A 23127-nucleotide genomic window follows, 5' to 3' on the forward strand; every position below is an offset into this window, starting at 1 on the left:
GATGAAATTTCACGACAACGCGGAGCGGCAATTGAACTCGCAGGCCCCCCAAAGCGCGACCCTCGGTGCCGATATCCGCGCCTTGCGCAAAGCGCGCGGACTGACGCTGAGCGAGATCGCGGCGCGGTTGGGCCGCTCGGTCGGCTGGCTGAGCCAGGTCGAGCGGGATATGTCTGACCCGTCCATCTCGGACCTGCGACAGATGGCCGATTGTCTGGGCGTGCCCATGTCGATGCTGTTTGCCCATTCTGCCGCCCCGGCGGCCGAACAGGGATATGTCGTCCGCGCAGGCTCGCGCCGTCCAATGGGATCGGGTGAGGAAGGACTGATCGAGGAATTGCTCTCACCCGATCTGACCGATGATTTTGAGATGGTGCATTCCACCTTCGAGCCCCGCTCGCAGATGCAGACCCCTGCCAATCGTCCGACGCAAGAGGTGGGCTATATGATCTCGGGGCGGTTGGACCTAACGATTGGAGGACGGCAGTTCTCGGTCGGGCCGGGCGACAGTTTCCGTATCAAACACGAACCCTATCACTGGGCGAACCCCTATGATGAGCCCGCCGTGGCCATCTGGGTCATCGCCCCGCCGGTGTATTGAATGAGCTTCGAGGCTTGGACCATATTCGCTCTGTTCTGGGTGGTGTTCGTCACCACACCGGGGCCGAATGCGGTCAATTGCATCTCAAACGGAATGAGCCTGCCCTTTGCCAGGGCTATGTTGGGCGTGCTGGCGATCCTGACACAGGCCAGCGCCTTTTTGATCCTGTCCGCGCTGGGCGTCACGGCGCTGATCGCGGCGTCACCCACCGGGTTTTTCATCGCCAAACTGATCGGCGCGGGGTTCTTGATCTGGATGGGCATCCGCGGCTGGATCAATGCCAGCAAACCCGCGCCCGCGTCCGAGCGACCCGCGCGCCACGTCTATCTGTACGCACTGGCAGTGGCGACCATCAATCCCAAAAGCGTGGCCGGGTATCTGGCGGCGTTTTCGCAATTCGTTCAACCCGAGGTTCCGGTCTGGCAGCAGATGGGAGTGATCATGCCCACCGCGTTGGTCATCACAACGCTCAGCTATACCGGGTTCACCTTGCTGGGCGCGCTGATGGGCAAGGCTGCGCTGGGGGCTGTGTTCAACATCTGGGTCCGCCGCGTGATGGCGACCTGTTTCATCATCTACGGCGTGTTGCTGGGTACCAGCGCAACGCCTACAGCAAGGGGGTAAAGACATGCACACCGGTTCCTGCCTCTGCGGCAAGGTGGCGTTCACCATTGACGGAGACCTCGCCGCACCCAATGCTTGCCATTGCGGCCAATGCCGCAGGCAATCTGGGCATCTCTGGGCCTCCTGCGAGACGCATGAAGACAACCTCAACTTTACCTCCAGAGAGACGTTGGGCTGGTATCGCGCCTCGGACATCGCCAAGCGCGGCTTTTGCAGCGCCTGCGGCTCGTTCCTGTTTTGGCAGCACAATGATGAGGACACGATTGCGGTTTCGGTAGGGTCTTTGGATGAGCCCACCGGGCTGAAACTCGCCCAACATATCTTCGTCGCCGACAAGGGCGACTACTACGATATTCAGGACGATCTGCCCCAGCGGGCATACTAACAGGGAAGCAAAACCATGAGTAATTTTCCAACCAAGGCCCGTGTGGTCATCATCGGCGGCGGCGTCGTCGGCTGTTCATCGCTTTACCATCTGGCCAAGAAGGGCTGGACCGACTGCGTTCTGCTGGAAAAGAACGAACTGACAGCGGGCTCGACGTGGCACGCGGCGGGCAATGTGCCGACCTTTTCGACCTCATGGGCGATCATGAACATGCAGCGCTACTCGACCGAGCTGTATTCGCGGCTGGCGGATGAGGTCGATTACCCGATGAACTACCACGTCTCGGGCTCGATCCGACTGGCGCATAGCAAGGAACGGATGCAGGAGTTCGAACGCGCCCTGTCCATGGGCCGCTATCAGGGCATCCCGATGGAGATGTGGACAGCAGAAGAGGCCAAAGAGCGCTATCCCTTCCTTGAAACCCATGATCTTGAGGGCGTTCTGTATGATCCGACCGACGGCGACATTGACCCGGCGCAGCTCACGCAGGCTCTGGCCAAAGGCGCGCGGGACATGGGGCAAAAGATCATCCGTTTCTGCCCCGCAACCGGGGTGACACAGCACGACGATGGCACATGGACCGTTCACACCGAAAAGGGCGACATTGCCTGTGACTATGTGGTCAACGCCGCCGGGTACTATGCGCAGCGTGTAGGTGAATGGTTCAAACCCTTTGGTGGGCGCACGGTGCCTGCGATGGTCATGAGCCACCAATACCTGTTGACCGATGAAATCCCCGAGGTCGAGGCATGGTCGAAGGAAAATGGTGGTAAGCTGCCGCTGCTGCGCGACGTGGATATCTCGTACTATCTGCGGCAGGAAAAGAACGGTTTTAACCTTGGCCCGTATGAGCCCAACTGCAAGGGCCATTGGATGACCGAAGACGATCCGATGCCTGAGGATTTCAGCTTCCAGCTGTGGAACGACGATCTGGACCGTATCGAAGACATCGTCACTGACGCGATGGAGCGGGTGCCGCTGATGGCAACTTCGGGCGTGGGTCGGGTGATCAACGGACCGATCCCCTATGCGCCGGACGGTTTGCCTCTGATCGGGCCGATGCCCGGCGTGACGAACGCGTTCGAGGCGCACACCTTCACCTTCGGCATCGCGCAGGGCGGGGGGGCCGGCAAGGTGCTGGCCGAATGGATCGTCGATGGCGCGACCGAATGGGATATGTGGGCCGTCGATCCCCGCCGCTACACCGATTACACCGATCAGGACTACTGCAACCAGAAGGGCATGGAGGTCTACGGCAACGAATACGCCATGCACTTCCCGCATCATGAATGGCCTGCGGCGCGCGACAAAAAGCTGTCTCCGGTCCATGACAAGATCAAGGAACTGGGCGGCGTGATGGGCGCCTATAACGGTTGGGAGCGTGCCAACTGGTTCGCCAAGCCGGGCGATGACACCTCGCTGGACGCGACGCATACATGGGCCCGATCCGGCCCGTGGGCGCAGCGGATCAAGGAAGAATGCGAGGCCGTGCGCGATCACTGCGGCGTGCTGGACTTGCCGGGTTTCTCGCGCTTCATGGTCAAGGGGGAAGGCGCGGCCGAGGCGCTGCGTGGGCTGGTGACGGGTGGTCTGCCCAAGGTGGGCCGGATCAATCTGGTCTATATCGCCGACGACCGGGGCCGCATCCTGACCGAAATGTCCTGCCTGCGTCTGGGTGAGGATGAGTTCGTCATGATCACCGCCGCCACCGCGCAATGGCATGACCGGGACATTCTGGTGAATGCGATGCCCTCAGGTGTCAGTGTCGAGGATGTGACCACCACACGCGACACGCTGATCGTCACCGGCCCAAAATCGCGTGAGATCCTGTCGGGTCTGACCGATGCCGACCTGTCGCTGGGCTGGCTGACCCATCAGGCCGCCACTGTGGCAGGGAAACCCGCCTATCTGATCCGCGTATCCTTTGCTGGCGAACTGGGTTGGGAGGTTCACGCTCTGAACGACGACATGCCTGCGATCTATGACGCGATCCTTGAGGCTGGTGCCACGCCGTTTGGCATGTATGCGCTGAACTCGCTGCGGATCGAAAAAGGCTACCGCGCGTGGAAGGGCGATCTGTCCACCGATTACTCGCTGTTGGAAGGCGGGCTTGGGCGTTTTGTCAAACTAGACAAGCCGCAGGATTTCCCCGGCAAGGCCGCGATCCTGAATGAAAAGCAGCAGGGGGTGAAGAAGTCGTTCGTGACTCTGACGGTCGAGGCAGGTGACTGCGACGCGCCCTATATGTCCTGCATCTGGCAAGGCGATCAGATCGTGGGTGAGACGACGTCCGGCGCATGGGGCTATCGCGTGGGCAAATCCATCGCGCTGGGCATGATCAAGTCGGAACTGGCAAATCCGGGCACCGCGTTGGAGGTCGAAATCTACGGTCAGAAATACCCCGCTGTGGTGCAAGAGGATCAACCCCTCTGGGATCCGGCCAACAACCGGCTGCGGGCCTGACCATGGCTGTTCCGCGCGTTATGCAGGGCGTTCACCTAACCCGCCACGGCGGGCCCGAGGCGCTGGAATTTCGCGCGGATATTCCCGTGCCGCAACCCGGACCCGGTCAGGTTCTGGTCCGGGTCGCGGCAGCCGGGGTGAACAACACCGACATCAACACGCGCGTCGGCTGGTATTCCTCGGATGTGACCGGCGCGACAGATGCTGTGGATCAGGAGGTCGACGCGGGCGGTTGGGGCGGTGCGCTTGAGTTCCCGCGCATTCAGGGCGGCGATCTGTGCGGCATCGTTGAACTTGCCGGACCCGAGACTGGGTTCCAACCCGGCCAGCGTGTAACCTGCCCGATCAACCTGCCGCGCCCACGCCCCGGCAACCCGACCGGGTTTATCGCGCTGGGGTCCGAGATTGACGGGGCCTTCGCGCAATATTGTTTGGTTGAGGCGTCGGACCTGTATGACGTCTCGGCCTCACCGCTGTCGGATGCCGAGATCGCTGCCATCCCCTGTGCTTTTGGCACGGCGGAAAACCTGCTGACCCGCGCAGGCGTGACTGCAGGCCACGAGGTTCTGATCACCGGGGCCTCGGGCGGGGTCGGACTGGCCGCCGTGCAACTGGCCCGACTGCGCGGGGCGACCGTGTGGGGCGTCACCGGTCCAGCCAAGGCTGAGGTGGTAAAGGACCAGGGGGCAACGGATACGTTCGATCGTAACGCGCCCTTGCCGAAAGACATGTTCGATGTGGTGATTGACGTGGTCGGCGGCCCCGCGTGGCCCAACCTGATCCTGTCGCTGAAACCCGGCGGGCAGTATGCGGTATCCGGTGCCATCGCCGGACCCATCGTTCAGGCCGATCTGCGCGACGTATATTTGCGCGACATCACCATCCACGGCTGCACTCATCAGGCGTTCGAGGTTTTCGGACGATTGGTTGAACTTATGAACGCAGGCCGGATCAAACCTTTGATCTCAAAAACCTATCCGCTAAGAGATATCGCCAAAGCGCAAGAGGACTTTCAGTCCAAAGCATTTGCGGGAAAACTGGTTCTCATTCCCTGAGGAAAGGTAAGGCTATGGCGGATATAACCCTGTTGGACGGCTCGATCGGGCAGGAATTGGTCAAACGCGGCGGCGAAAAACCCACACCTCTGTGGTCGACGCGCGTGATGATCGACCAACCCGACCTGGTGGGTCAGGTCCACGCGGATTACTTCCAACGGGGCGCGACGGTTGCCACCACCAATACCTATGCCATCCACCGCTCGCGCTTGGTGCGGGAAGGGATCGAGGATCAACTGCCTCATCTGATTGACCAAGCGTTGACCCAGGCCGAACGTGCGCGCGGATCACGCCACAAACGGATTGCGGGGGCGCTGGGGCCTCTGCTGGCGTCGTACAGACCAGACCTGAAGCCCGATGTAGACGATGCAGCGGTGAAATTTTCCGAACTGGTGCAGATGATGAACGACCGGGTGGACCTATTCCTGCTGGAAACCGTCTCGTCCCTGCAAGAGGCCGAAGGCGCGTTGCGCGGGACGGAAAGCGCAACCAAACCCGTCTGGCTGGCGCTGTCAGTGATGGACAATGACGGCACCCGCCTGCGTTCGGGTGAGCATCTGGCGCAGGTTGCGCCGCTGGTCGATCGCTTCGCGCCCGATGCGGTTCTGATCAACTGTACTCGCCCGGAATCGGTGATGCCCGCGCTAATGATCCTTGAAACGATGGGCCGCCCTTACGGGGCCTATGCCAATGGCTTCACTGGCATCACGCAAGGGTTTTTGGAAGACGCCCCCACTGTTGATGCGCTGGAAGAACGTCGTGACCTGACCCCGGAAGCCTATGCCGATTTCGCGATGAAGTGGGTCGAACACGGGGCCACCATTGTCGGCGGCTGCTGCGAGGTCGGCCCCGATCATATCGAGGCGCTGGCCCACGCGCTGCACGCCGCCCGACACCGGATCGTCTAGGGCGATGGCGGGTCAGCAGCATTTCGATATCCTCGTCGCCCCCGGCTATGTGCTGCTGGAACTGGCGTCGCTGGTCGAGGTGCTGCGGCTGGCCAATCGCGTCTGCCCGCACCCGCCCTTTACCTATGCGTATAAGTCGCTGAAGGGTGGACCGATCCATTCCAGCAGCGATGCGATGATCCAGACCGAGGCTGTCTGCACCCAGCCCAAGGCGGATTACCTGTTTGTCATCGGCAATACCGACCCTGACCATCCCGACCTTTCGCTGGGCCGCGTGGTTTCGGATTACACATATCGCGGCGCACAGGTGTTTCTGCTGGCCGAAGCCGCCAGTCGTTACATCGACGAACACGGGACCGAGGATATGGCAACCCATTGGGAAAACGCCTCATTCCTGCGCGAACGCGGCGCCCGGTTCGAGGCCAAGCTCTCCATCGCCACCCAGCAAGGCGCCGTCGTCACCTGCGCGGGGATGGAGGCGACGACGGATGTGGCGCTGTCGGTGATTGGCCGTCACATCTCGGGGCCCGCCAAGATGACCGTGGCCGATATCATGTTGCACGAGAACATCCGCGATTTTTCTTCGATGCAGCCGTTTTCCGGCTCGCGTTTGACCGCCACCGGGGATGCCAAACTGGACCAGTGCATCAAGCTGATGCAGGCCAATATCGAAGATCCCCTGCCGATCCATCAGATCGTCGAGGAACTGCATCTGTCCAACCGCTCGCTTGAGCGGAAGTTCAAGACCTTCTTCGGCACCACCCCCAACGGTTTCTACCGCGAGATGCGGCTGGCCAAGGCCAATAACCTGCTGCTCAATACCACCATGAGCGTGCGCGAGATCGGCCTTGCCTGTGGATTCCCAAACGGGTTTTCCTCGGTCTACAAAAGTTTTTTCGGCGTCACGCCCTTTGTTCTGCGTCGCGAAAAGCGCGCGGCACATCGGTGAAAATTACTCGTTTTGTGACGCTTTTGGTGCATTTATTGTCGATCCTTCGTGGCATTTTGGCCCAAACCTGACAGTGCGGAGATTTCAGGATGGTTGATCTTCCCCCAAAGGCCCGTGTGGTCATCATCGGCGGCGGCGTCATCGGATGCTCGGTCGCATATCACCTGACCAAGAAGGGCTGGAGTGATGTCGTTCTGCTGGAGCGCAAGCAGCTGACCAGCGGCACCACATGGCATGCCGCCGGTCTGATCGCACAGCTGCGGGCGACGGCGAACATGACCAAACTGGCGAAATATAGTCAGGAACTTTACGGCTCGCTCGAAGAAGAAACCGGTGTTGCCACGGGGTTCAAACGCTGCGGCTCTATCACCGTGGCGCTGACCGAGGAGCGTAAGGAAGAGATCTATCGTCAGGCTGCCATGGCCCGCGCCTTTGGGGTCGAGGTCGAAGAAATCTCGAACGAGCGCGTCAAGGAGATGTACCCACATCTGAATGTCGAAGACGTCAAGGGCGCGGTCTATCTGCCGCTGGACGGGCAGGGCGACCCGGCCAATATCGCACTGGCGCTGGCCAAGGGCGCGCGGCAACGCGGCGGGATCGTCAAGGAACGGGTGAAAGTCACCGAGATCGTCAAGCAGGGGCGTACAGTCACGGGCGTTGACTGGATTGCCGATGACGGCAGCGCCTCGGGCCATATCGAATGCGATATGGTGGTGAATTGCGCGGGCATGTGGGGGCATGAGGTCGGGCGCATGGCAGGCGTGAACGTCCCGCTGCACGCGTGTGAGCATTTCTATATCGTGACCGAAGGCATTGACGGCCTGACCCAGCTGCCGGTTCTGCGCGTGCCGGATGAGTGCGCCTATTACAAGGAAGACGCGGGTAAAATCCTGCTGGGCGCGTTTGAACCCAACGCAAAACCCTGGGCGATGGAGGGCATCCCCGACAGTTTCGAGTTTGACCAGTTGCCCGAGGATTTCGACCACTTTGAGCCGATCCTTGAGGCGGCGGTCAATCGGATGCCAATGCTGGCCGAGGCGGGGATTCATACCTTCTTCAACGGGCCGGAATCCTTCACGCCCGACGACGCCTATCATCTGGGCCTCGCGCCTGAGATGGACAATGTCTGGGTCGCTGCCGGGTTCAACTCGATCGGTATCCAATCCGCAGGCGGCGCAGGCATGGCGCTGGCCGAGTGGATGGATAGCGGTGAGAAGCCGTTTGATCTGGGCGATGTGGATATCAGTCGGATGCAGCCGTTTCAGGGCAACAAGAAGTATCTGTTTGAAAGGTCAAAGGAAACGCTGGGCCTGCTTTACGCCGACCATTACCCCTATCGCCAAAAGGCCACCGCGCGTGGCGTGCGGCGCACGCCGTTCCACCATCTCCTGCTGGAACACGGTGCCGTCATGGGTGAACTGGCCGGGTGGGAGCGCGCCAACTGGTTCGCCAATGCAGGTCAGGAACGCGAATACCACTATAGCTGGAAACGTCAGAACTGGTTCGAAAACTCTGCCGCCGAACACCGCGCGGTGCGTGAGAATGTCGGCATGTATGACATGTCCTCTTTCGGCAAAATCCGCGTCGAAGGGCCGGATGCCGAGGCGTTCATGAACTACATTGGAGGTGGCGATTACTCCGTGCCCAATGGCAAGATCGTCTACACCCAGTTCCTGAACCGCACCGGTGGGATCGAGGCAGACGTGACCGTCACCCGTCTGAACGAGACCGCCTATCTGGTGGTCACCCCCGCAGCCACGCGCTTGGCCGATCAAACCTGGATGCAACGCCACGCGGGTGGGTTCAACGTGGTCATCACTGATGTCACGGCAGGCGAGGGCGTTCTGGCCGTCATGGGTCCCAACGCACGCACGTTGCTGCAAAAAGTCTCGCCTGCCGATTTCTCGAACGCGGCCAACCCGTTTGGCACAGCGCAAGAGATCGAGATCGGCATGGGCCTCGCCCGCGCGCATCGCGTCACCTATGTGGGCGAGCTGGGGTGGGAGATCTACGTCTCTTCCGACATGGCGGGGCATGTATTCGAAACCCTCCACGAGGCCGGGCAGGATATGGGTCTGAAGTTATGTGGCATGCACATGATGGATTCATGTCGGATCGAGAAAGGCTTCCGCCATTTCGGCCACGACATTACCTGCGAGGATCATGTGGTCGATGCCGGGCTGGGCTTTGCCGTGAAAACCGACAAGGGCTGCGACTTCATCGGACGCGAGGCAGTGATCGCACGAAAGGAAACCGGACCACAAAGCCGGTTGGTCCAGTTCAAGCTGGCTGACCCAGAACCACTGCTGTTCCACAACGAACCCATCCTACGCGACGGCGAATACGTGGGATATCTGAGTTCTGGCAACTATGGCCACACATTGGGCGGCGCTATCGGTTTGGGCTATGTACCCTGCGCCAGAGAAAAGGCTGCGGACGTTCTGAACTCCAGTTATGAGATCGACGTTTGTGGTGTAAAGGTCAAAGCCGAAGCTTCGCTGAAACCGATGTATGATCCCAAATCGGACCGAGTAAAGGTTTGAAGCGTGGAAAAAGGGGGCGCTGCCCCCGCCGCCCGTTCCGGACGACTCCCCCGGGATATTTATAGCCAGATGAAGCAGAGGATCCGCTCTTCATCTGGCTATAAATATCTCGGAGCGCGAGGCAGAGCCTCGCTTGTCAATTCGTTGACTTTTTTACGACGTATCAGAATTCCTGATGGGGTTCTTCACGGTTTACGAGCTTCCCAACGTGGCTCGTTTTGCCTTAGAGACTCCTGATAGCACCAGGAGAGCCATTGTGGCAGATACCCCCGTACCGCCCAAGAAAGAAGATACGCCCAAGGGATTGGCACTGGCCGTAACGGCTTATGTACTATGGGGTTTTCTGCCCCTTTACATGAAGGCAATGGCGCATATTGGGCCGGTCGAGATTGTGGCGCATCGGATCATCTGGTCGGTGCCAGTTGCCGGGGCTTTGTTAATTGTGTTGGGGCGAACGCGGGACTTGAAGGCCGCTTTGCGAGACCCGAAAATGTTGGGTATGGCGTGCCTGACAGCAGCATTGATTTCGGTGAATTGGGCGATCTATGTTTGGGCGATAGCCAGTGGGAACGCGCTGGACGCGGCCTTGGGCTACTACATCAACCCATTGTTCAGCATCGCGCTGGGCGCGGTTTTGCTGAGAGAACCTTTGAGCAGAATGCAAATTGTTGCGGTGGGTCTTGCTGCAGCGGGTGTGTTGACTCTGATCTGGCAGGCAGGAAGCCTGCCTTGGGCCGCCTTGGGATTGACCGTGAGCTGGGGCTTTTACGCCTTTTTCAAACGCTCTTTGCCGATTGGGCCTAATCAGGGTTTCCTGCTTGAGGTGCTGATCCTGCTGATTCCGGCACTGGCTTATGTCACATGGCTTGGAGCGCAAGGCGCCGGGCATTTTGGGGACGTGATCTCAGACACAATGCTATTGCTGGGTTGCGGTGTTGTGACAGCGATCCCGCTGCTGGTCTACGCAAACGGGGCCAAACTCGTACGCCTTTCGACGATGGGAATTTTGCAATACATCGCCCCAACCATGATCTTCATCACTGCCGTTGTGGTTTTCGGCGAGCAGATTGACAGGGGCCGCATGATAGCCTTTCCTCTGATCTGGGCAGCGCTTGCGATCTACTCCATCCCGATGATCCGGCAGATGCGCGCTCAGGCCTGACGGAGCAGCCGGGCTGCGGAATCGGCCCATATTTCATAAGTCTTGGGACTGGGATGATAGCCATCTGGCGCGGCCAGTGCCGGGTCATCCGGCAAGTCCAGAATCAAGTGCCGGGCCTCGGGATATTGTGCGACGACGCCTTGTAGCGCCTGATCTAATCTGGCTGCCTGTTGGCCCAGCACCCAGGCCAGAGGGTGGGGCAACGCGGGAAAGCGGTGCATCTGTGGAACCGCCGTCACAACAACGCGTCGTACCTCCAATGGGCCAGTCAACAGTTCCATCAACCGGGCCTGCCGGTCTGCGAAGACCTTCGCAGAGACAAGACGGGTCACGTCGTTGACGCCCAAGGCCGTGATTGCCATGTCGAAGGGATCATCCAGCCTTTCCAGTCGAGCGATCGTGTCTTGTGTCATGTGGCCGGTGGTGGCCTCCAGCCGCCATTCGACGCAGTAGTGACGGGATAGATTGCGAACCAGACACCCTGACAGGGCTTGCGTTTGCGTACCAGCGCCCACCCCAGCGGCCGAACTGTCGCCTGCAATCAGCAAGCGCAGACGCGGACCGCGGCCGAAACGCCCGGCGCGGGGGCCTGTCGGTTCAGGCAGCAGCCGCGCGTTCCGCCGCACGGCCAGCCCTTGTGCCGCCAAGACCGGCAGCAGCGGGACCCGCAGCAATTGATCGGCGGCGAAGGGCATCTTAGCTGAGCGCGTCTTTGAACTTGAGGAACCGCGCGTCGGTCATAACACGGGACATCATCGCTTCGCGCAGAGCGCCAATGGTTTTGTAGGGGCGCATGACGACCTCGAATTCCTGAATCAGGCCGTCGTCGCTGAGTGTGATCAGGTCGACACCCACCGCATCCAGTTCTCCGACCTTGCATTGGAATTCCAGCGCCCAGTCCTTGCCCTCTCCCATGATCCGGCGATAGCGGAAATCAGAAAACACCTGCCCCACATGCCCCAGCACCGCGGCCACGGGTTCGCGACCAGACCATGTGCTGTAGTAGGTTGGGGGCGAGAAGCGCACGTCCTCGGCCAGCAATTCATGGATCAGGGTTTCGTCCCCTTTGGCGACGACCTCTTGCATGCGGGCGATTGTGGGGTGCATGTGTTCTCCTCCGCTTTGGGCCAGATTTGCTGAACTGTTGAGTTCAGGCAAGGCCGACGTTGCGGGAGGTTGCGCTGTAGGATAGGCAGGCGCGCATGAGCGACGCCTATGATCCCCCCCTGACACCCTTAGATGTGCTGCACGAAGATGCCCACCTGATCGTGGTCAACAAGCCTTCGGGGCTGCTATCCGTGCCAGGGCGAGGTGACCATCTGGCCGATTGCCTGCTGACGCGGGTTCAGGCCGCGTTCCCGCAGGCGCTGTTGGTGCATCGGCTGGATCGGGATACGTCGGGTGTGATGGTATTTGCGCAGACGCCCCATGCGCAGCGTCATCTGAGTATGCAGTTCGAAAAGCGTCAGACCCGCAAGACCTATGTCGCCCGCGTCTGGGGGCAGGTTGCTGACAAGACCGGCACCGTTGACCTACCGCTGATTGTCGATTGGCCCAATCGTCCGCGCCAGATGGTGTGTCATGAAACCGGCAAGCCCGCCGTGACCGACTGGCGCGTGGTAAAACATGAGGGTCAGACGACCCGCATCCGGCTGTTTCCGAAAACCGGCCGCTCGCACCAGTTGCGGGTGCATATGCAGGCGTTGGGCCATCCCATTCTAGGTGACCCGTTTTATGCCGAGGGTCCGGCGCGGGACTTCCCGCGCCTGATGCTGCATTCCGAGGAGTTAAGGCTAAAAAGCCCCGATGGAGGCGCATCGATGAAGTTTCGAGCCAAGGCAGACTTTTAGAACAGCCCAACCCATAGCAGTTTCAAGTTCCCAAGGGATAATCGCCTTTTGCGCCGACGCGGGGCGCACGGTTGGCGCGCGGCCATGATCTCGCGCTCGATCTCGAAGGCGCGCAGCCTGTGGCCTTGGGACCATGGGCCCAATTGCAGTGTCATCATCACATGATTGTCGCGGCTTGGCATGGGGACCTCCTTTGTTGCAGGTCCAATCTGGCGGCTCACTGCTGACACCACCTTGTCAGGGGGCTGTGTTAAGGTGTCAGCAGATCAACCCCGGAGACGCCGATGCGCCGCTCGACCCGCTTGTTTGAAATCATCCAGATCCTGCGCGCCACAGACGCGCCGGTCACAGCCGAGGCGCTGGCCGAAAAGCTCGAAGTGTCGGTGCGTACGGTGTACCGCGACATCGCCGCGCTTCAGGCGCAACGCACTCCGATCGAGGGCGAAGCCGGGGTCGGTTACATAATGCGGCGCGGGTATGACCTGCCGCCGCTGAATTTCGACGCCGAAGAGGTTGAGGCCCTGTGGGTTGGGTTGTCGATGCTGACCCGGACGGGTGACAGTACCCTGCAGCAGGCTGCCGACCGGGTGTGTCGCAAGATCGAAGCCCTGCGTGCGCCTGCGGATTGGCTGCAAGTGGCCCCCTGGGGCGCGCCAATGGATGACCCTGCCAAGGGATGTGTCCCGATTGTCAATTACCGTGAGGCGATCCGTTCGGAACGCAAACTGCGCATCACCTATGTGAACGCCGAAGGCCAGCGGACCGAACGTATCGTGCGGCCTGTCGCGCTGATCTATCACATCGAATGCACCATGCTGGCGGCATGGTGCGAGCTGCGCAACGGGTTTCGCCATTTCCGCACCGACCGCATCTGGGCCTGCGCCCCGACCGAGGATCACTTTTGCGGGCAAGGCGCGCCTTTGCGCGCGATCTGGCAGGAACAGGACCCTTGGACTGATCCCACGCCACCGCACTGAACGGCGTGATCCCGCCACGTTCACCCGATTGTTGCTTGAGCCTGCGTTCAAGCGGCGCGATATAATGCGGGAAAGAACGTGGCCCCGGCAAACGGGCGCCAGAGCAGAAGGTGAACTTATGACGATTTCCAAGTTTTTTGTTGTCGCCGGGCTTAGCTCGGCTTTGGTTTTGGGGGCCTGTACGGACCCCGGTACGCTGAACCTGCCCGCTGATCCCAACCAAAACGCCAAGCAAGGCGCGATTCTGGGTGGTCTGGTTGGCGCAGGCGTTGGCGCGATTGCCAATGATTCCGACCCCTTGTTGGGCGCATTGGCCGGTGGAGCCATCGGGGCCGCTGGCGGCGGCCTGATTGGTAACCAGCTGGACCAACAGGCCGCAGAGCTGCGCCAGCAGCTGGCCAATGACGGTATCATCATCGTCAATGCCGGTAACCGCCTGATCGTAACTGTGCCAAACGACATCACGTTCAACACCGACAGCGCTACGGTGCGTCCGGCGCTGCGGGCCGATCTGGTGAAGGTCGGGCAGAACCTGAACAAATACCCCAACTCGAATGTTGAGGTGATCGGCCATACCGACAGCGATGGTGAGGCGTCGTATAATCAGGGTCTGTCCGAACGCCGTGCACGCTCGGTCGCGGATATCCTGCAGGCCAACGGCGTGAACGGATCGCGGATCACCACCATCGGTCTGGGTGAAAGCCGCCCGATCGCATCGAACCTGACCGCTGCGGGCAAAGCGCAAAACCGACGCGTAGATATCGAGATCACGCCCAACTGACGGGGCCGCTCTGATAAGAGCGATTTATGCACAGTGACTGCGCGTCAACCATGCTTTGGCGCGCAGCATTCTTGGACTAACTAAAAGGAAACGAACAACCCGGAGTTTCCTCATGTCCGAACCGATCCTGCTGGGCCTCTCTGGCTCATTGCGCAAAGACGCCACCAACCGCAAGCTGCTGCACGAGGCGGCACGCCTGTTCGAGGCGGGCACTTTCATTGACGCTGACCTGAACCTTCCCCTTTATGATGGTGATCTGGAGGCGCATGAGGGTATTCCCCCAGCGGTTCAAACACTGTCCGACCAGATCGCGCAGGCCCATGCGGTGATTATCTCGACCCCGGAATACAACAAAGGGCCGTCGGGTGTTCTAAAGAACGCGCTGGATTGGGTAAGCCGCACCAAGACAAAACCATGGGCTGACAAGCCGGTTGCCGTGATGTCGGCTGCCGCAGGTCGCGCCGGGGGTGAGCGCGCCCAGATGGTGCTGCGCGGCTTTATGGTGCCGTTTCAGCCGCGCATTCTACAAGGGCCCGAATTCCATCTGGCAGACAGCTCGAATGAGTTTGACGAGGCTGGCCGGCTACGCAGCGACAGGTACGAGAACATGCTGCGGAGCCTGATGCAAAAATTGCGCGCCGAAGCAGGTCTCTGAACGGTTGTTCGGGACGGGCCGGATGCCTAGTCTGGCCCCATGCAACAGGACATCCAGACTGATATGATCGACCCGGTGCGCGCCTGTGCGATGCAGGCCGCGCTGGGTCAGAAGCCCTCCATCTCGGCAGACACGGTGCTGCCGCCTTTTTTCCATCAGCTTTACTTCTGGACGACCGAGCCGCCACAAGGACTGGGTCGCGACGGCCATCCGAAACGGGGCGGCTTGATCCCCGATATGGGCCTGCCACGCCGTATGTGGGCGGGTGGGCGGCTGAGCTTCCACACCCCTCTGGTCGCCGGTGAGCGGGCCGAGCGTCGCTCTGTCTGCGAAAGCACCGCGCGGAAAACCGGACGCAGCGGGCCTTTGGGATTTGTGACACTGCGCCATGAGATCTCGCAGCGGGGCAGGCTGTGCTTGACCGAATGGCAGGATCTGGTCTACCGCGAAGACCCAACTGGCCCGGCCCCCACACCCCTGAAGGCGCGGACAGATGAGACCGAGACGCAGCAAGTCGCCTTCGACACCACGTTGCTGTTTCGATACTCGGCCCTGACCTTCAATGGCCACCGTATCCACTATGATCTGGATTACGCGCGCGATGTCGAAGGATATGCGGGGCTGGTCGTTCACGGCCCGCTATTGGCGCAGTTGCTGATGCTGTTTGCCGAGGCACAGATGGGACCTTTGGCGCGGTTTTCCTTCCGGGCGTCGTCGCCGCTGATGCATTTCGAAACCGCAACCTTGTGCCGGAACGGATCCGACCTGTGGGTGTGCGGCCCCGACGGGCGTCTATGTATGCAGGCCGAGGCGCATCGCCGGTCAGAGTGACGCTTCGGGGCGGAAATCATCAGGGATGGTGTCGCGCCCCTCAAGCATCAGATCGGCCATGACCTCGGCCACTTTCGGGGCCATGCCGAAGCCGATCTTGAACCCTCCGTTGGCGATGAACTTTCCATGATGCAGCGGATGTGCCCCCAACATCGGGGCGCGGCTTTTGCTGCGTGGGCGAACCCCGGCCCAGCGTTCGATTACCTCGGCCCCGTGCAGCAGCGGCACAGCCCGGATGGCGCGGTCCAATACGTCGTCCAGTGCATCATCGGTGTTGGTTGGATCGTCATAATCACGTTCCGAGGTCGACCCAATCGCCAGCGTGCCATCCGCATGGGGGACGAGGTGAATGGCATCGGCAAAAAGCTGCGGCACCTCTCCGGCATCAAATCGCAAAAGGGCGGCTTGTCCTTTTACGCCATTGCCGACCGTCTTGCCCAAGGCGTTATTGAGCTCGTGTAAACCCGCCAAGCCGGTGGCGTGGACAACCTGCCCCGCGTCGGGCGCATCGGACTGCACATGCACACCCATCACCTGCAACGCAGCGACCAACGCGGCACAGGCCCGGCGCGGGTGCATCCGCGCGCTGAGCGTGTCGTGGATCACAAAACCAGTGGGGCTGGGCGGGCACCATGCGCCTACTTCAGTGGTCTCGACCACACGCCACTCGGCCCGACCCTGCCATAGTTCGGCCGCTGTCACCGCGCGAGCGTGGGCCAGTTCCAACATGCGTTGATCCGCGATGGGTTGCAGCCGCCCCAATCGCCCATAACCGGGCGAGACGCCGCCCGTGGCCTCAACCTGCGTCCAGAACGGCTCCGCCATGATCAGGCTGTCGAATTGAAAGGCTTTCTTGGCGTTCCAGTTCTCGGGCACATGCGGGGCCAGCGCACCCACTAACCCGCCGCTGGAGCCTGCGCCGGGGCCAAACGGGTCCACCACCTGCACCTTGGCGCCACGTCGGGCGCAGGTCCAAGCGATGGACAGGCCAAAGATACCCGCGCCCCGCACCGTCACATCGACCATTGCCAAACCTCATTTCCTTGTTCAGTGTCGCGCCGCTTAGCTACAGGATTCCCCGATGGCAGACCAGCGTGCCGAACTGACATGGCGGGACGGGCAGATCCCCGTCTCGGACCGTTTCGACGATCCCTATTTCTCGCTCCAGAACGGTCTGGAGGAAACGCGGCATGTCTTTCTGGCGGGCAATGATCTGCCTGCACGGTTCGCGCCGGGGTTCCGCATAGCCGAGCTGGGATTCGGCACCGGGCTGAACATGCTGACGGTCTGGTCTGCGTGGGAGATCTCGGGCCAGACAACCCCGCTGAGTTTCACCAGTTTCGAGGCCTACCCCGTGGGTCGCGATGACATGGCCCGCGCGCTGGACGCCTTTCCCGATCTGACCCCGTGGGCCGAGCGGTTTCTAAGCGCATGGCAGGGTGGGGCTTGTGATCTGAGCACCCTGCGGCTGGAGGTGATCGAAGGCGATGCGCGGAAGACTCTGCCTGCGTGGTCCGGGCAAGCGGATGCGTGGTTTCTAGACGGGTTCTCGCCTGCCAAAAACCCTGAACTATGGGGCTCAGACCTGATGCAACAGGTGGCGGATCACACGGCCAAAGGCGGCACTGCGGCGACCTATACGGCGGCCGGATTTGTTCGGCGCGGACTGGCCGATGCGGGCTTCACCGTGGCCCGAGCCCCCGGATATGGCCGCAAACGTCACATGACCCGCGCGGTGAAGGAATGAGCCAGCAGAACAATATCCGCGCCGGTATCGCGCTGATGATCGCGGCGACGGTTGTGTTTGCGTTGCAGGACGGGATCTCGCGCCATCTGGCGGCGACCTACAACACCTACATGGTCGTCATGATCCGCTATTGGTTCTTTGCGGCTTTTGTGATCGCATTGGCCGCACGCGCGCCCGGAGGGCTAAAGGCAGCGGCACAGACCAGCCAGTTGGGCTTGCAGGTCTTCCGGGGCGTCTTGCTCGCGGTCGAGGTTTGCGTGGCCGTGTTCGCCTTTACAGTGCTGGGCCTGATCGACAGCATGGCGGTGTTCATCTGCTATCCGCTGTTGGTGGCAGCGCTCAGCGGGCCGGTTCTGGGCGAAAAGGTTGGCTGGCGACGTTGGCTGGCGATCGGGGTGGGGTGCGTCGGCGTTCTGATCATCCTGCAACCGGGGATGGGCGTGTTCAACCCGTGGGCCATCGCGCCGCTGATCTCGGCCTTTCTGTTTGCGTTGTATGGCCTGCTGACCCGCTATGCTGCCCGCAAGGACACTGCGGCCACCAGTTTCTTTTGGACCGGCATAGCCGGGGCAGTGGCGATGACCCTGGTCGGCATGTGGTTCTGGGAGCCGATGGCCCGTGCCGATTGGGCGTGGATGTTACTGCTTTGCGTCGGAGGTGTCTCGGGTCACTGGCTATTGATCAAATGCTATGAGCTGGCCGAGGCCAGCGCGGTGCAACCTTTTGCCTATTTTCATCTGGTCTGGACCGCTATCATCGGTATCTCGATCTTTGGCGAAGCCCTGCGCGCCGAGGTCATTCTGGGCGCAGCTTTGGTCGTTGCGGCGGGCCTCTTTACCCTATGGCGCGAACGCCGCCAGGGTTGAACCCGTCAGCTCTTGCGAGAACGGCACCGGCAGGGCGGGCTGCCCCAGCCGTGCGCGGTAAACCGGCAAGCTTTCCGCCACGCGCATCACGTAGTTACGGGTTTCGCTGAAGGGGATGGTCTCAATCCAGTCGACCACGTCAATCTCGCCTGCCCGCGGGTCGCCATAGCGTTCCATCCACGAGATCGGACGGCCCGGCCCGGCGTTATAGCCAGCCGCCATCATCACCACATTGCCGTTGAAGTCCTCGGCCAGACCGGACAGGTAATTCGCCCCCAGCTTGGCGTTATACTGCCAGTCCGACGTGAGGCTCGAGGTCTTGTGCCCGCTAAGGATGCCCAGATTCCGCGCCACGTTCTGGGCGGTGGCGGGCATCACCTGCATCAGTCCCCGCGCACCTGCGCCGCTAATCACGACGGGGTCAAATTCGCTTTCGCGACGGGCAATGGCCAGCGTCATCTCTTTGGCCATCGGAAGACCCAGATCAGCCACCGGATGCACCGGGTAATAGGCCGCAGGCAAAACAATGCCCACTGTGGCCGCGCGCTTGGCAATCATTACGGCCAGATGGGGTTCTTTCAGTTCAATGGCCAAATCGCCCAGTTGGTTGGCTTGCGTGGAGTCCAGGCTTTCGACCAGATGAGTCAGGAACCGTTCCGACAGGTTGTCCTCACCAGCCTGCAACAGCAATAAACCGGCCTCTAACACGCTGGAATCGGCAAAATCCGCCTGCTTCCAATGTGGTGCCCGGCGCGGGTTCGCCAATTCGCTGTCAAATGGACGCCCAATCTGTTCGGCCGCCAGCAAACCATAGAATGAAGTCTGATAGTCCGCCCCCATCGCATAGGCCGCATAAGCCTTGTCCGCATCGCCCAGCGCCGCGTAGGCTCGCCCCAGCCAATACCCGCCGCGTCCTTTCGAGATCGGAGATGCCACTGCATCCGAGAAATTCTGGAAATGCCGCACCGCAGTGGCCGGGTCATTCAGTTTCCGCAGCGCCAGAAACCCGGCCAGCCACTCCAGATCGGCATAGCCATACCCATTTTCGGGCGTCATATGGTGATTGGCCGCGATTTCATAGGCTTTGGCCGCGCTGCCATTGCGCATCTCAAGCCGCGCCAGCCGGCGGCGGCCCTCGGCCCATTTGTCGGGCTCACCCAGTGCATCGGGCCCGGTCGAGCGCGCGAGCATCAGGTCAATCGCGCTGTCGTCCAGCTCTTTCTTGTCGCGCCAGACAAAGCGGTCAAAGGCCAGCCCAGGCGCATCCACCAGTGATTTAGGCACTGCGGCAACCTTGCCATCCACGCCGGGCTGGCGTTTTTGCAAGGCGATCCGCGCCACGGCCAGCTTGCGCTGATCGGCACTAACCAAAGGCAGCATCTGCCCCGCACTGACCAGATGGCCATCCCACAGCATCCGATCCAGCCGTGCCGTGTGATGAGGCCGCAGCATCGCCTCAAAATTCTCAAGATAGTTTTTTTGCAGACCCGCCCCCATGGGCATGGTCCGCCATGCGGTCACGATATCGGCCTCGGCATCCCCGGTGCGTCCCTTGGCCTTTAGTGCCACGGCGTAGTTCAGCGCCCCTTCAGCGGTTTGCGGAGGGAGGTCGTCATAGAACTTCACCACCCGGTCGGGATCAGCCCCGGTAAAGGCTGGCTCGCTCTTGCGCCGCAACCAGGCCAGGCCAGGCCAATCAGGACGTCGATCCAGAAATACCAGTACATCGCCCGAGGTCCCGAACCCTTCACGCAGCCAATGCCAGACGATGATATCGCGCGACACCGATCCTCGTGCACCGGATTCGCGCAACGCTGCGTTCCAATCACCCTTGCGCATCTCATTCATCCCGGCGCGCAGATCACCCACCGCGTCGGCCCTTGCTTGCCCGAATGAAATCAGAATCACAGCTGTCAAAAGCGCCAGAACGCGTGTCATGCCTTGCATTTCCCAACCAACCAAGGATAGAGCCATTCAGGATAAACCTTGCACCGCCGGGATCAACACACATCGCCAAGATTGTGATGCCGCGCGAGGCAAAAAATTGCTAACCGCACACCAAGGAGCGTGTCATGTTCAAAGGCTCAATGCCAGCCCTCGTCACCCCGTTCACAAACGGCGCGTTGGACTTGGATACGCTCAAACACTTGGTCGAGTGGCACATTCAGGAAGGCTCGACCGGATTGGTCCCTGTAGGCACGACGGGTGAAAGCCCCACACTCAGCCACGATGAACACGAAACCGTCGTGGCCGAGGTCGTCAAAGCTGCCGCTGGTCGCGTGCCGGTGATCGCGGGGGCGGGCTCGAACAATACCGATGAAGCCATCCGCTTTGTGCAATTTGCTCAAACGGTTGGGGCAGATGCGGCTCTTGTCGTGACCCCATACTACAACAAGCCCACGCAAAAAGGGCTGATCGCACATTTCCGCGCGTTGCATGAATGCGCGGATATCCCGATCATCATCTACAATATTCCGGGTCGTTCGGTCATCGATATGTCGCCCGAAACCATGGGCGAACTCGCAAAACTGCCGGGTATCATCGGCGTCAAAGATGCGACAGGCGATCTGGCGCGGGTCAGCCAGCAACGCGCCACCTGCGGTCCGGATTTCTGCCAGTTGTCGGGCGAGGACGCCACAGCGCTGGGCTTCAACGCCCATGGCGGCGTCGGCTGCATCTCGGTTACTGCAAACGTAGCCCCCAAACTCTGCGCCGAGTTCCAGCAGGCCACGCTCGCGGGCGACTATGCCAAGGCGCTGGACTATCAGGACCGTCTGATGCCTCTGCACGAGGCGATCTTCATCGAACCCGGCCTTGTCGGTGCCAAATACGCACTGTCCAAACTGGGCTTGTGCAGCACCGAGGTCCGCTCGCCGCTCACGGAATTGGAAGACAGCACCAAAGCCGCGATCGAGGCTGCGATGAAACACGCGGGCCTGCTGTAACGCCGGGCCTCAACCCGGGTCCGAACTTCATCTGGCCATAAATATCCCGGGGGTGAATTGAGCCGCACGCTCAAGAGGGGGCTGGCCCCCTCATGCCCTATCGTTTGCCGTAATACAGCCCAACAACATGTTCGGCCTGCGCAAAGAACAACCAGCGTGACACCGCAACTCCTGCCAAATGAGACAACACCGCCAAGGCGGCAAAGAAATGGCTGAACGGCAGAACCAGCAGTAACACCGGGACCATGAAGGCCAGAACAAACGCGATGATGCGCAGTTTCTCGGCGTGTTTGCGACCCACCACAAAGACGAATTCGCGCAGAAGGTAGTTGGTTCCCGTATGCGGCGGTTCAAAGGCCCGTACCGCGCCGCGTGCACCCAAACCGGTGGCAGTGCCAAGGTCTGTGCCAGAGGTGGCAAAGGCTTTGTCCCCTAGCCACCAATAAAATGCCTGAACAAACGCCGCCGCCAGCAAAAGCGGAACTGCGAGGCTCGTCTGACCCGCCAAGAGCGCCCCACCAGCAAGGCTGAAGCTGAGAAACATGGCTGGTGTCAGTTTCATGTTCCAGCGCGGGATCGTTTTGAGTTGGGTATAGATCATTGAGGTTGTGAAAACGGTCGCCAAGGCGAATCCGGCGCCGATAAGGCCGAAAAGCCCCCAACGCTGGCCAAAGAAAACAAGACCAATGGCATAAAGCCCCATCACGAGCAAAGCGATCACAGCACACCAACCCTCACGGCTGAGCCAGCTGGAACGCCATTGGGTGAATGCCTTCAAAGCCCGTTCCGGGTGGCCAAGGTGGAAGGTCGAGGCCATCAGCCCTCCGACCGACAGGCCGTAGGCGATGACAAAAAACACAAAGGCCACCCAGCCCGAAACGTCAGGCATCCCGAGGCCCAGAAAGAACAGCAACCCAAATCCCAGGCCTGAAAGTGTGGTGAAGATGATGACGGAAGGGGCTGGATGCATCAGAGCTTCTCCAGTGTTTTATCGAGCCAACCAAGGAAGCCTTTGGGTTCTTCAGCGACTGGGGCCAGAAGCGGGGCGAGGATGTCGATCTGGTCCTCAATCTGGTCCTTGGGTCGCGGCGGCAGGTATTTGTTGACGGGTTTGGTGCCCATTTCGGGCATCAGATCCATGCCCTCGCGTTCGGCGACCAGCTTGCTGACATCGCTTTCCGGGTCGCCGAGGTCTCCGAAATGACGAGCGCCGGCGGGGCAGGTGCGCACGCAGGACGGCACGCGATCCACCTCGGGCAGGTTCTCATTATAGATGCGATCCACGCAGAGGGTGCATTTCTTCATCACGCCCTCCGCCTGATCCAATTCGCGCGCGCCATAGGGGCAGGACCACGCACATAGCCCGCACCCAATACAGTCGCTTTCATTGACCAGAACGATCCCGTCCTCGACCCGTTTATAGCTGGCCCCGGTAGGGCAGACGGTGACGCAGGGGGCATCCTCACAATGCAGGCAAGACTTGGGGAAATGGATGAGTTGTGCGGGACCTTCAGCGGGTCGCACCTCGTAGGAATGCACGCGGTTGAGGAAGGTGCCCGAGGGGTCGGCCCCATAGGCGTCCTGATCCGACAGTGGCGCGCCGTAGTTTTCGGTGTTCCAGCCTTTGCAAGAGATCACACAGGCGTGGCAACCGACGCAGGTGTCAAGGTCGATGACGAGGCCCATTTTGCGGTCGGTCGATGAGGGGAGCTGGGTCATGTGCTTTGACCTCCGCGTAGGTGGTGAGGGTCGGTGCGAGGGGCCAGCCCCTCGCGCTCCCCGGGA

Annotated in this window: 24 protein-coding genes; 17 read left to right on the forward strand and 7 right to left on the reverse strand. The window is 60.8% G+C overall.

The window, feature by feature from the left end:
* The first annotated feature begins 1 nt into the window (after nucleotide 1).
* From ACR0CA_RS13620 to rarD, 9 genes are all read left to right on the forward strand, one after another.
* Nucleotides 2-601, forward strand: coding sequence for a helix-turn-helix domain-containing protein (locus ACR0CA_RS13620; protein ID WP_237218064.1), 600 nt, complete (start codon nucleotides 2-4; stop codon nucleotides 599-601).
* Nucleotides 602-1225: a LysE family translocator gene (locus ACR0CA_RS13625; RefSeq protein ID WP_480899586.1), complete on the forward strand. Its 624-nt coding sequence runs from the start codon at nucleotides 602-604 to the stop codon at nucleotides 1223-1225. It abuts the gene before it with no gap.
* Between the two features lie 4 nt (nucleotides 1226-1229).
* Complete coding sequence (locus ACR0CA_RS13630) at nucleotides 1230-1610, forward strand: GFA family protein (protein ID WP_480899588.1); 381 nt, start codon at nucleotides 1230-1232, stop codon at nucleotides 1608-1610.
* A 15-nt stretch (nucleotides 1611-1625) separates the two neighbouring features.
* Complete coding sequence (locus ACR0CA_RS13635) at nucleotides 1626-4073, forward strand: GcvT family protein (RefSeq protein ID WP_480899589.1); 2448 nt, start codon at nucleotides 1626-1628, stop codon at nucleotides 4071-4073.
* Between the two features lie 2 nt (nucleotides 4074-4075).
* Nucleotides 4076-5128: a zinc-binding dehydrogenase gene (locus tag ACR0CA_RS13640; RefSeq protein WP_480899592.1), complete on the forward strand. Its 1053-nt coding sequence runs from the start codon at nucleotides 4076-4078 to the stop codon at nucleotides 5126-5128.
* Nucleotides 5129-5142: 14 nt separating this feature from the next.
* Nucleotides 5143-6036 (forward strand): homocysteine S-methyltransferase family protein, encoded by an 894-nt coding sequence (locus tag ACR0CA_RS13645; protein WP_480899594.1) that lies wholly within the window; start codon nucleotides 5143-5145, stop codon nucleotides 6034-6036.
* A 4-nt stretch (nucleotides 6037-6040) separates the two neighbouring features.
* Nucleotides 6041-6985 carry a GlxA family transcriptional regulator gene (locus tag ACR0CA_RS13650; RefSeq protein ID WP_480899597.1) on the forward strand — a complete coding sequence of 315 codons (945 nt, stop codon included), beginning with the start codon at nucleotides 6041-6043 and terminating at the stop codon, nucleotides 6983-6985.
* An 89-nt stretch (nucleotides 6986-7074) separates the two neighbouring features.
* On the forward strand, nucleotides 7075-9528 hold the full coding sequence (locus tag ACR0CA_RS13655; RefSeq protein ID WP_480899599.1) for a GcvT family protein: 2454 nt from the start codon (nucleotides 7075-7077) through the stop codon (nucleotides 9526-9528).
* Between the two features lie 256 nt (nucleotides 9529-9784).
* Nucleotides 9785-10690 (forward strand): EamA family transporter RarD, encoded by a 906-nt coding sequence (gene rarD / locus ACR0CA_RS13660; protein WP_480899601.1) that lies wholly within the window; start codon nucleotides 9785-9787, stop codon nucleotides 10688-10690.
* On the opposite strand, the gene ACR0CA_RS13665 is transcribed toward rarD, so the two are convergent.
* Both ACR0CA_RS13665 and ACR0CA_RS13670 read right to left on the reverse strand, forming a co-directional pair.
* On the reverse strand, nucleotides 10681-11385 hold the full coding sequence (locus tag ACR0CA_RS13665; protein ID WP_480899603.1) for an SGNH/GDSL hydrolase family protein: 705 nt from the start codon (nucleotides 11383-11385) through the stop codon (nucleotides 10681-10683). The two genes, rarD and ACR0CA_RS13665, sit on opposite strands and share 10 nt — an antisense overlap.
* Before the next feature lies 1 nt (nucleotide 11386).
* Nucleotides 11387-11797, reverse strand: coding sequence for a nuclear transport factor 2 family protein (locus tag ACR0CA_RS13670; RefSeq protein WP_480899605.1), 411 nt, complete (start codon nucleotides 11795-11797; stop codon nucleotides 11387-11389).
* Nucleotides 11798-11892: 95 nt separating this feature from the next.
* Here ACR0CA_RS13670 and ACR0CA_RS13675 point away from each other — a divergent pair, with 95 nt between their 5' ends.
* Complete coding sequence (locus tag ACR0CA_RS13675; protein ID WP_480899607.1) at nucleotides 11893-12540, forward strand: RluA family pseudouridine synthase; 648 nt, start codon at nucleotides 11893-11895, stop codon at nucleotides 12538-12540.
* Here ACR0CA_RS13675 and ACR0CA_RS13680 read toward each other — a convergent pair.
* Nucleotides 12537-12722 carry a hypothetical protein gene (locus tag ACR0CA_RS13680; RefSeq protein ID WP_480899609.1) on the reverse strand — a complete coding sequence of 62 codons (186 nt, stop codon included), beginning with the start codon at nucleotides 12720-12722 and terminating at the stop codon, nucleotides 12537-12539. The genes ACR0CA_RS13675 and ACR0CA_RS13680 overlap by 4 nt on opposite strands.
* A gap of 102 nt (nucleotides 12723-12824) precedes the next feature.
* Between ACR0CA_RS13680 and ACR0CA_RS13685 the strand changes: the two genes are divergently transcribed.
* From ACR0CA_RS13685 to ACR0CA_RS13700, 4 genes are all read left to right on the forward strand, one after another.
* A complete protein-coding gene (locus ACR0CA_RS13685; protein WP_480899611.1) occupies nucleotides 12825-13517 on the forward strand; it encodes a helix-turn-helix transcriptional regulator in 693 nt (230 codons plus the stop codon).
* A 118-nt stretch (nucleotides 13518-13635) separates the two neighbouring features.
* Nucleotides 13636-14298: a YiaD family glycine zipper/OmpA-like lipoprotein gene (locus ACR0CA_RS13690; protein ID WP_480899613.1), complete on the forward strand. Its 663-nt coding sequence runs from the start codon at nucleotides 13636-13638 to the stop codon at nucleotides 14296-14298.
* Between the two features lie 112 nt (nucleotides 14299-14410).
* Nucleotides 14411-14953: an NADPH-dependent FMN reductase gene (locus tag ACR0CA_RS13695; RefSeq protein ID WP_480552307.1), complete on the forward strand. Its 543-nt coding sequence runs from the start codon at nucleotides 14411-14413 to the stop codon at nucleotides 14951-14953.
* A gap of 39 nt (nucleotides 14954-14992) precedes the next feature.
* Nucleotides 14993-15784 (forward strand): HTD2 family dehydratase, encoded by a 792-nt coding sequence (locus tag ACR0CA_RS13700; RefSeq protein ID WP_480899615.1) that lies wholly within the window; start codon nucleotides 14993-14995, stop codon nucleotides 15782-15784.
* On the opposite strand, the gene ACR0CA_RS13705 is transcribed toward ACR0CA_RS13700, so the two are convergent.
* Nucleotides 15776-16810: an NAD(P)/FAD-dependent oxidoreductase gene (locus ACR0CA_RS13705; protein WP_480899617.1), complete on the reverse strand. Its 1035-nt coding sequence runs from the start codon at nucleotides 16808-16810 to the stop codon at nucleotides 15776-15778. The two genes, ACR0CA_RS13700 and ACR0CA_RS13705, sit on opposite strands and share 9 nt — an antisense overlap.
* Before the next feature lie 55 nt (nucleotides 16811-16865).
* On the opposite strand from ACR0CA_RS13705, the gene mnmC2 reads away from it, so the two are divergent.
* Nucleotides 16866-17531 carry a tRNA (5-methylaminomethyl-2-thiouridine)(34)-methyltransferase MnmC2 gene (mnmC2, locus tag ACR0CA_RS13710; RefSeq protein WP_480899619.1) on the forward strand — a complete coding sequence of 222 codons (666 nt, stop codon included), beginning with the start codon at nucleotides 16866-16868 and terminating at the stop codon, nucleotides 17529-17531.
* Entirely contained in the window at nucleotides 17528-18397 is an 870-nt protein-coding gene (locus tag ACR0CA_RS13715) for a DMT family transporter (protein WP_480899621.1), read from the forward strand. The genes mnmC2 and ACR0CA_RS13715 overlap by 4 nt, the downstream gene beginning before the upstream one ends.
* On the opposite strand, the gene ACR0CA_RS13720 is transcribed toward ACR0CA_RS13715, so the two are convergent.
* Complete coding sequence (locus ACR0CA_RS13720; protein ID WP_480505336.1) at nucleotides 18371-20335, reverse strand: lytic transglycosylase domain-containing protein; 1965 nt, start codon at nucleotides 20333-20335, stop codon at nucleotides 18371-18373. The two genes, ACR0CA_RS13715 and ACR0CA_RS13720, sit on opposite strands and share 27 nt — an antisense overlap.
* A gap of 134 nt (nucleotides 20336-20469) precedes the next feature.
* Here ACR0CA_RS13720 and dapA point away from each other — a divergent pair, with 134 nt between their 5' ends.
* A complete protein-coding gene (dapA, locus tag ACR0CA_RS13725) occupies nucleotides 20470-21342 on the forward strand; it encodes a 4-hydroxy-tetrahydrodipicolinate synthase (protein ID WP_480899623.1) in 873 nt (290 codons plus the stop codon).
* A 97-nt stretch (nucleotides 21343-21439) separates the two neighbouring features.
* Here the strand turns inward: dapA and ACR0CA_RS13730 are convergent, their stop codons facing one another.
* Both ACR0CA_RS13730 and ACR0CA_RS13735 read right to left on the reverse strand, forming a co-directional pair.
* Complete coding sequence (locus tag ACR0CA_RS13730) at nucleotides 21440-22312, reverse strand: dimethyl sulfoxide reductase anchor subunit family protein (protein ID WP_170791156.1); 873 nt, start codon at nucleotides 22310-22312, stop codon at nucleotides 21440-21442.
* Nucleotides 22312-23061, reverse strand: coding sequence for a 4Fe-4S dicluster domain-containing protein (locus ACR0CA_RS13735; RefSeq protein WP_170783045.1), 750 nt, complete (start codon nucleotides 23059-23061; stop codon nucleotides 22312-22314). Before ACR0CA_RS13735 ends, ACR0CA_RS13730 begins: the two co-directional genes overlap by 1 nt.
* Nucleotides 23062-23127 lie beyond the last annotated feature (66 nt).

It is taken from the genome of Ruegeria sp. F12 (genome assembly GCF_056533885.1).

Excerpts from the sequence above, each read along its gene's own strand:
- ACR0CA_RS13620 (WP_237218064.1), top strand. The coding sequence starts at position 2 with ATGAAATTTCACGACAACGCGGAGCGGCAATTGAACTCGCAGGCCCCC.
- ACR0CA_RS13625 (WP_480899586.1), top strand. The coding sequence starts at position 602 with ATGAGCTTCGAGGCTTGGACCATATTCGCTCTGTTCTGGGTGGTGTTC.
- ACR0CA_RS13630 (WP_480899588.1), top strand. The coding sequence starts at position 1,230 with ATGCACACCGGTTCCTGCCTCTGCGGCAAGGTGGCGTTCACCATTGAC.
- ACR0CA_RS13635 (WP_480899589.1), top strand. The coding sequence starts at position 1,626 with ATGAGTAATTTTCCAACCAAGGCCCGTGTGGTCATCATCGGCGGCGGC.
- ACR0CA_RS13640 (WP_480899592.1), top strand. The coding sequence starts at position 4,076 with ATGGCTGTTCCGCGCGTTATGCAGGGCGTTCACCTAACCCGCCACGGC.
- ACR0CA_RS13645 (WP_480899594.1), top strand. The coding sequence starts at position 5,143 with ATGGCGGATATAACCCTGTTGGACGGCTCGATCGGGCAGGAATTGGTC.
- ACR0CA_RS13650 (WP_480899597.1), top strand. The coding sequence starts at position 6,041 with ATGGCGGGTCAGCAGCATTTCGATATCCTCGTCGCCCCCGGCTATGTG.
- ACR0CA_RS13655 (WP_480899599.1), top strand. The coding sequence starts at position 7,075 with ATGGTTGATCTTCCCCCAAAGGCCCGTGTGGTCATCATCGGCGGCGGC.
- ACR0CA_RS13665 (WP_480899603.1), bottom strand. The coding sequence starts at position 11,385 with ATGCCCTTCGCCGCCGATCAATTGCTGCGGGTCCCGCTGCTGCCGGTC.
- ACR0CA_RS13670 (WP_480899605.1), bottom strand. The coding sequence starts at position 11,797 with ATGCACCCCACAATCGCCCGCATGCAAGAGGTCGTCGCCAAAGGGGAC.
- ACR0CA_RS13675 (WP_480899607.1), top strand. The coding sequence starts at position 11,893 with ATGAGCGACGCCTATGATCCCCCCCTGACACCCTTAGATGTGCTGCAC.
- ACR0CA_RS13680 (WP_480899609.1), bottom strand. The coding sequence starts at position 12,722 with ATGCCAAGCCGCGACAATCATGTGATGATGACACTGCAATTGGGCCCA.
- ACR0CA_RS13685 (WP_480899611.1), top strand. The coding sequence starts at position 12,825 with ATGCGCCGCTCGACCCGCTTGTTTGAAATCATCCAGATCCTGCGCGCC.
- ACR0CA_RS13690 (WP_480899613.1), top strand. The coding sequence starts at position 13,636 with ATGACGATTTCCAAGTTTTTTGTTGTCGCCGGGCTTAGCTCGGCTTTG.
- ACR0CA_RS13695 (WP_480552307.1), top strand. The coding sequence starts at position 14,411 with ATGTCCGAACCGATCCTGCTGGGCCTCTCTGGCTCATTGCGCAAAGAC.
- ACR0CA_RS13700 (WP_480899615.1), top strand. The coding sequence starts at position 14,993 with ATGCAACAGGACATCCAGACTGATATGATCGACCCGGTGCGCGCCTGT.
- ACR0CA_RS13705 (WP_480899617.1), bottom strand. The coding sequence starts at position 16,810 with ATGGTCGATGTGACGGTGCGGGGCGCGGGTATCTTTGGCCTGTCCATC.
- mnmC2 (WP_480899619.1), top strand. The coding sequence starts at position 16,866 with ATGGCAGACCAGCGTGCCGAACTGACATGGCGGGACGGGCAGATCCCC.
- ACR0CA_RS13715 (WP_480899621.1), top strand. The coding sequence starts at position 17,528 with ATGAGCCAGCAGAACAATATCCGCGCCGGTATCGCGCTGATGATCGCG.
- ACR0CA_RS13720 (WP_480505336.1), bottom strand. The coding sequence starts at position 20,335 with ATGACACGCGTTCTGGCGCTTTTGACAGCTGTGATTCTGATTTCATTC.
- dapA (WP_480899623.1), top strand. The coding sequence starts at position 20,470 with ATGTTCAAAGGCTCAATGCCAGCCCTCGTCACCCCGTTCACAAACGGC.
- ACR0CA_RS13730 (WP_170791156.1), bottom strand. The coding sequence starts at position 22,312 with ATGCATCCAGCCCCTTCCGTCATCATCTTCACCACACTTTCAGGCCTG.
- ACR0CA_RS13735 (WP_170783045.1), bottom strand. The coding sequence starts at position 23,061 with ATGACCCAGCTCCCCTCATCGACCGACCGCAAAATGGGCCTCGTCATC.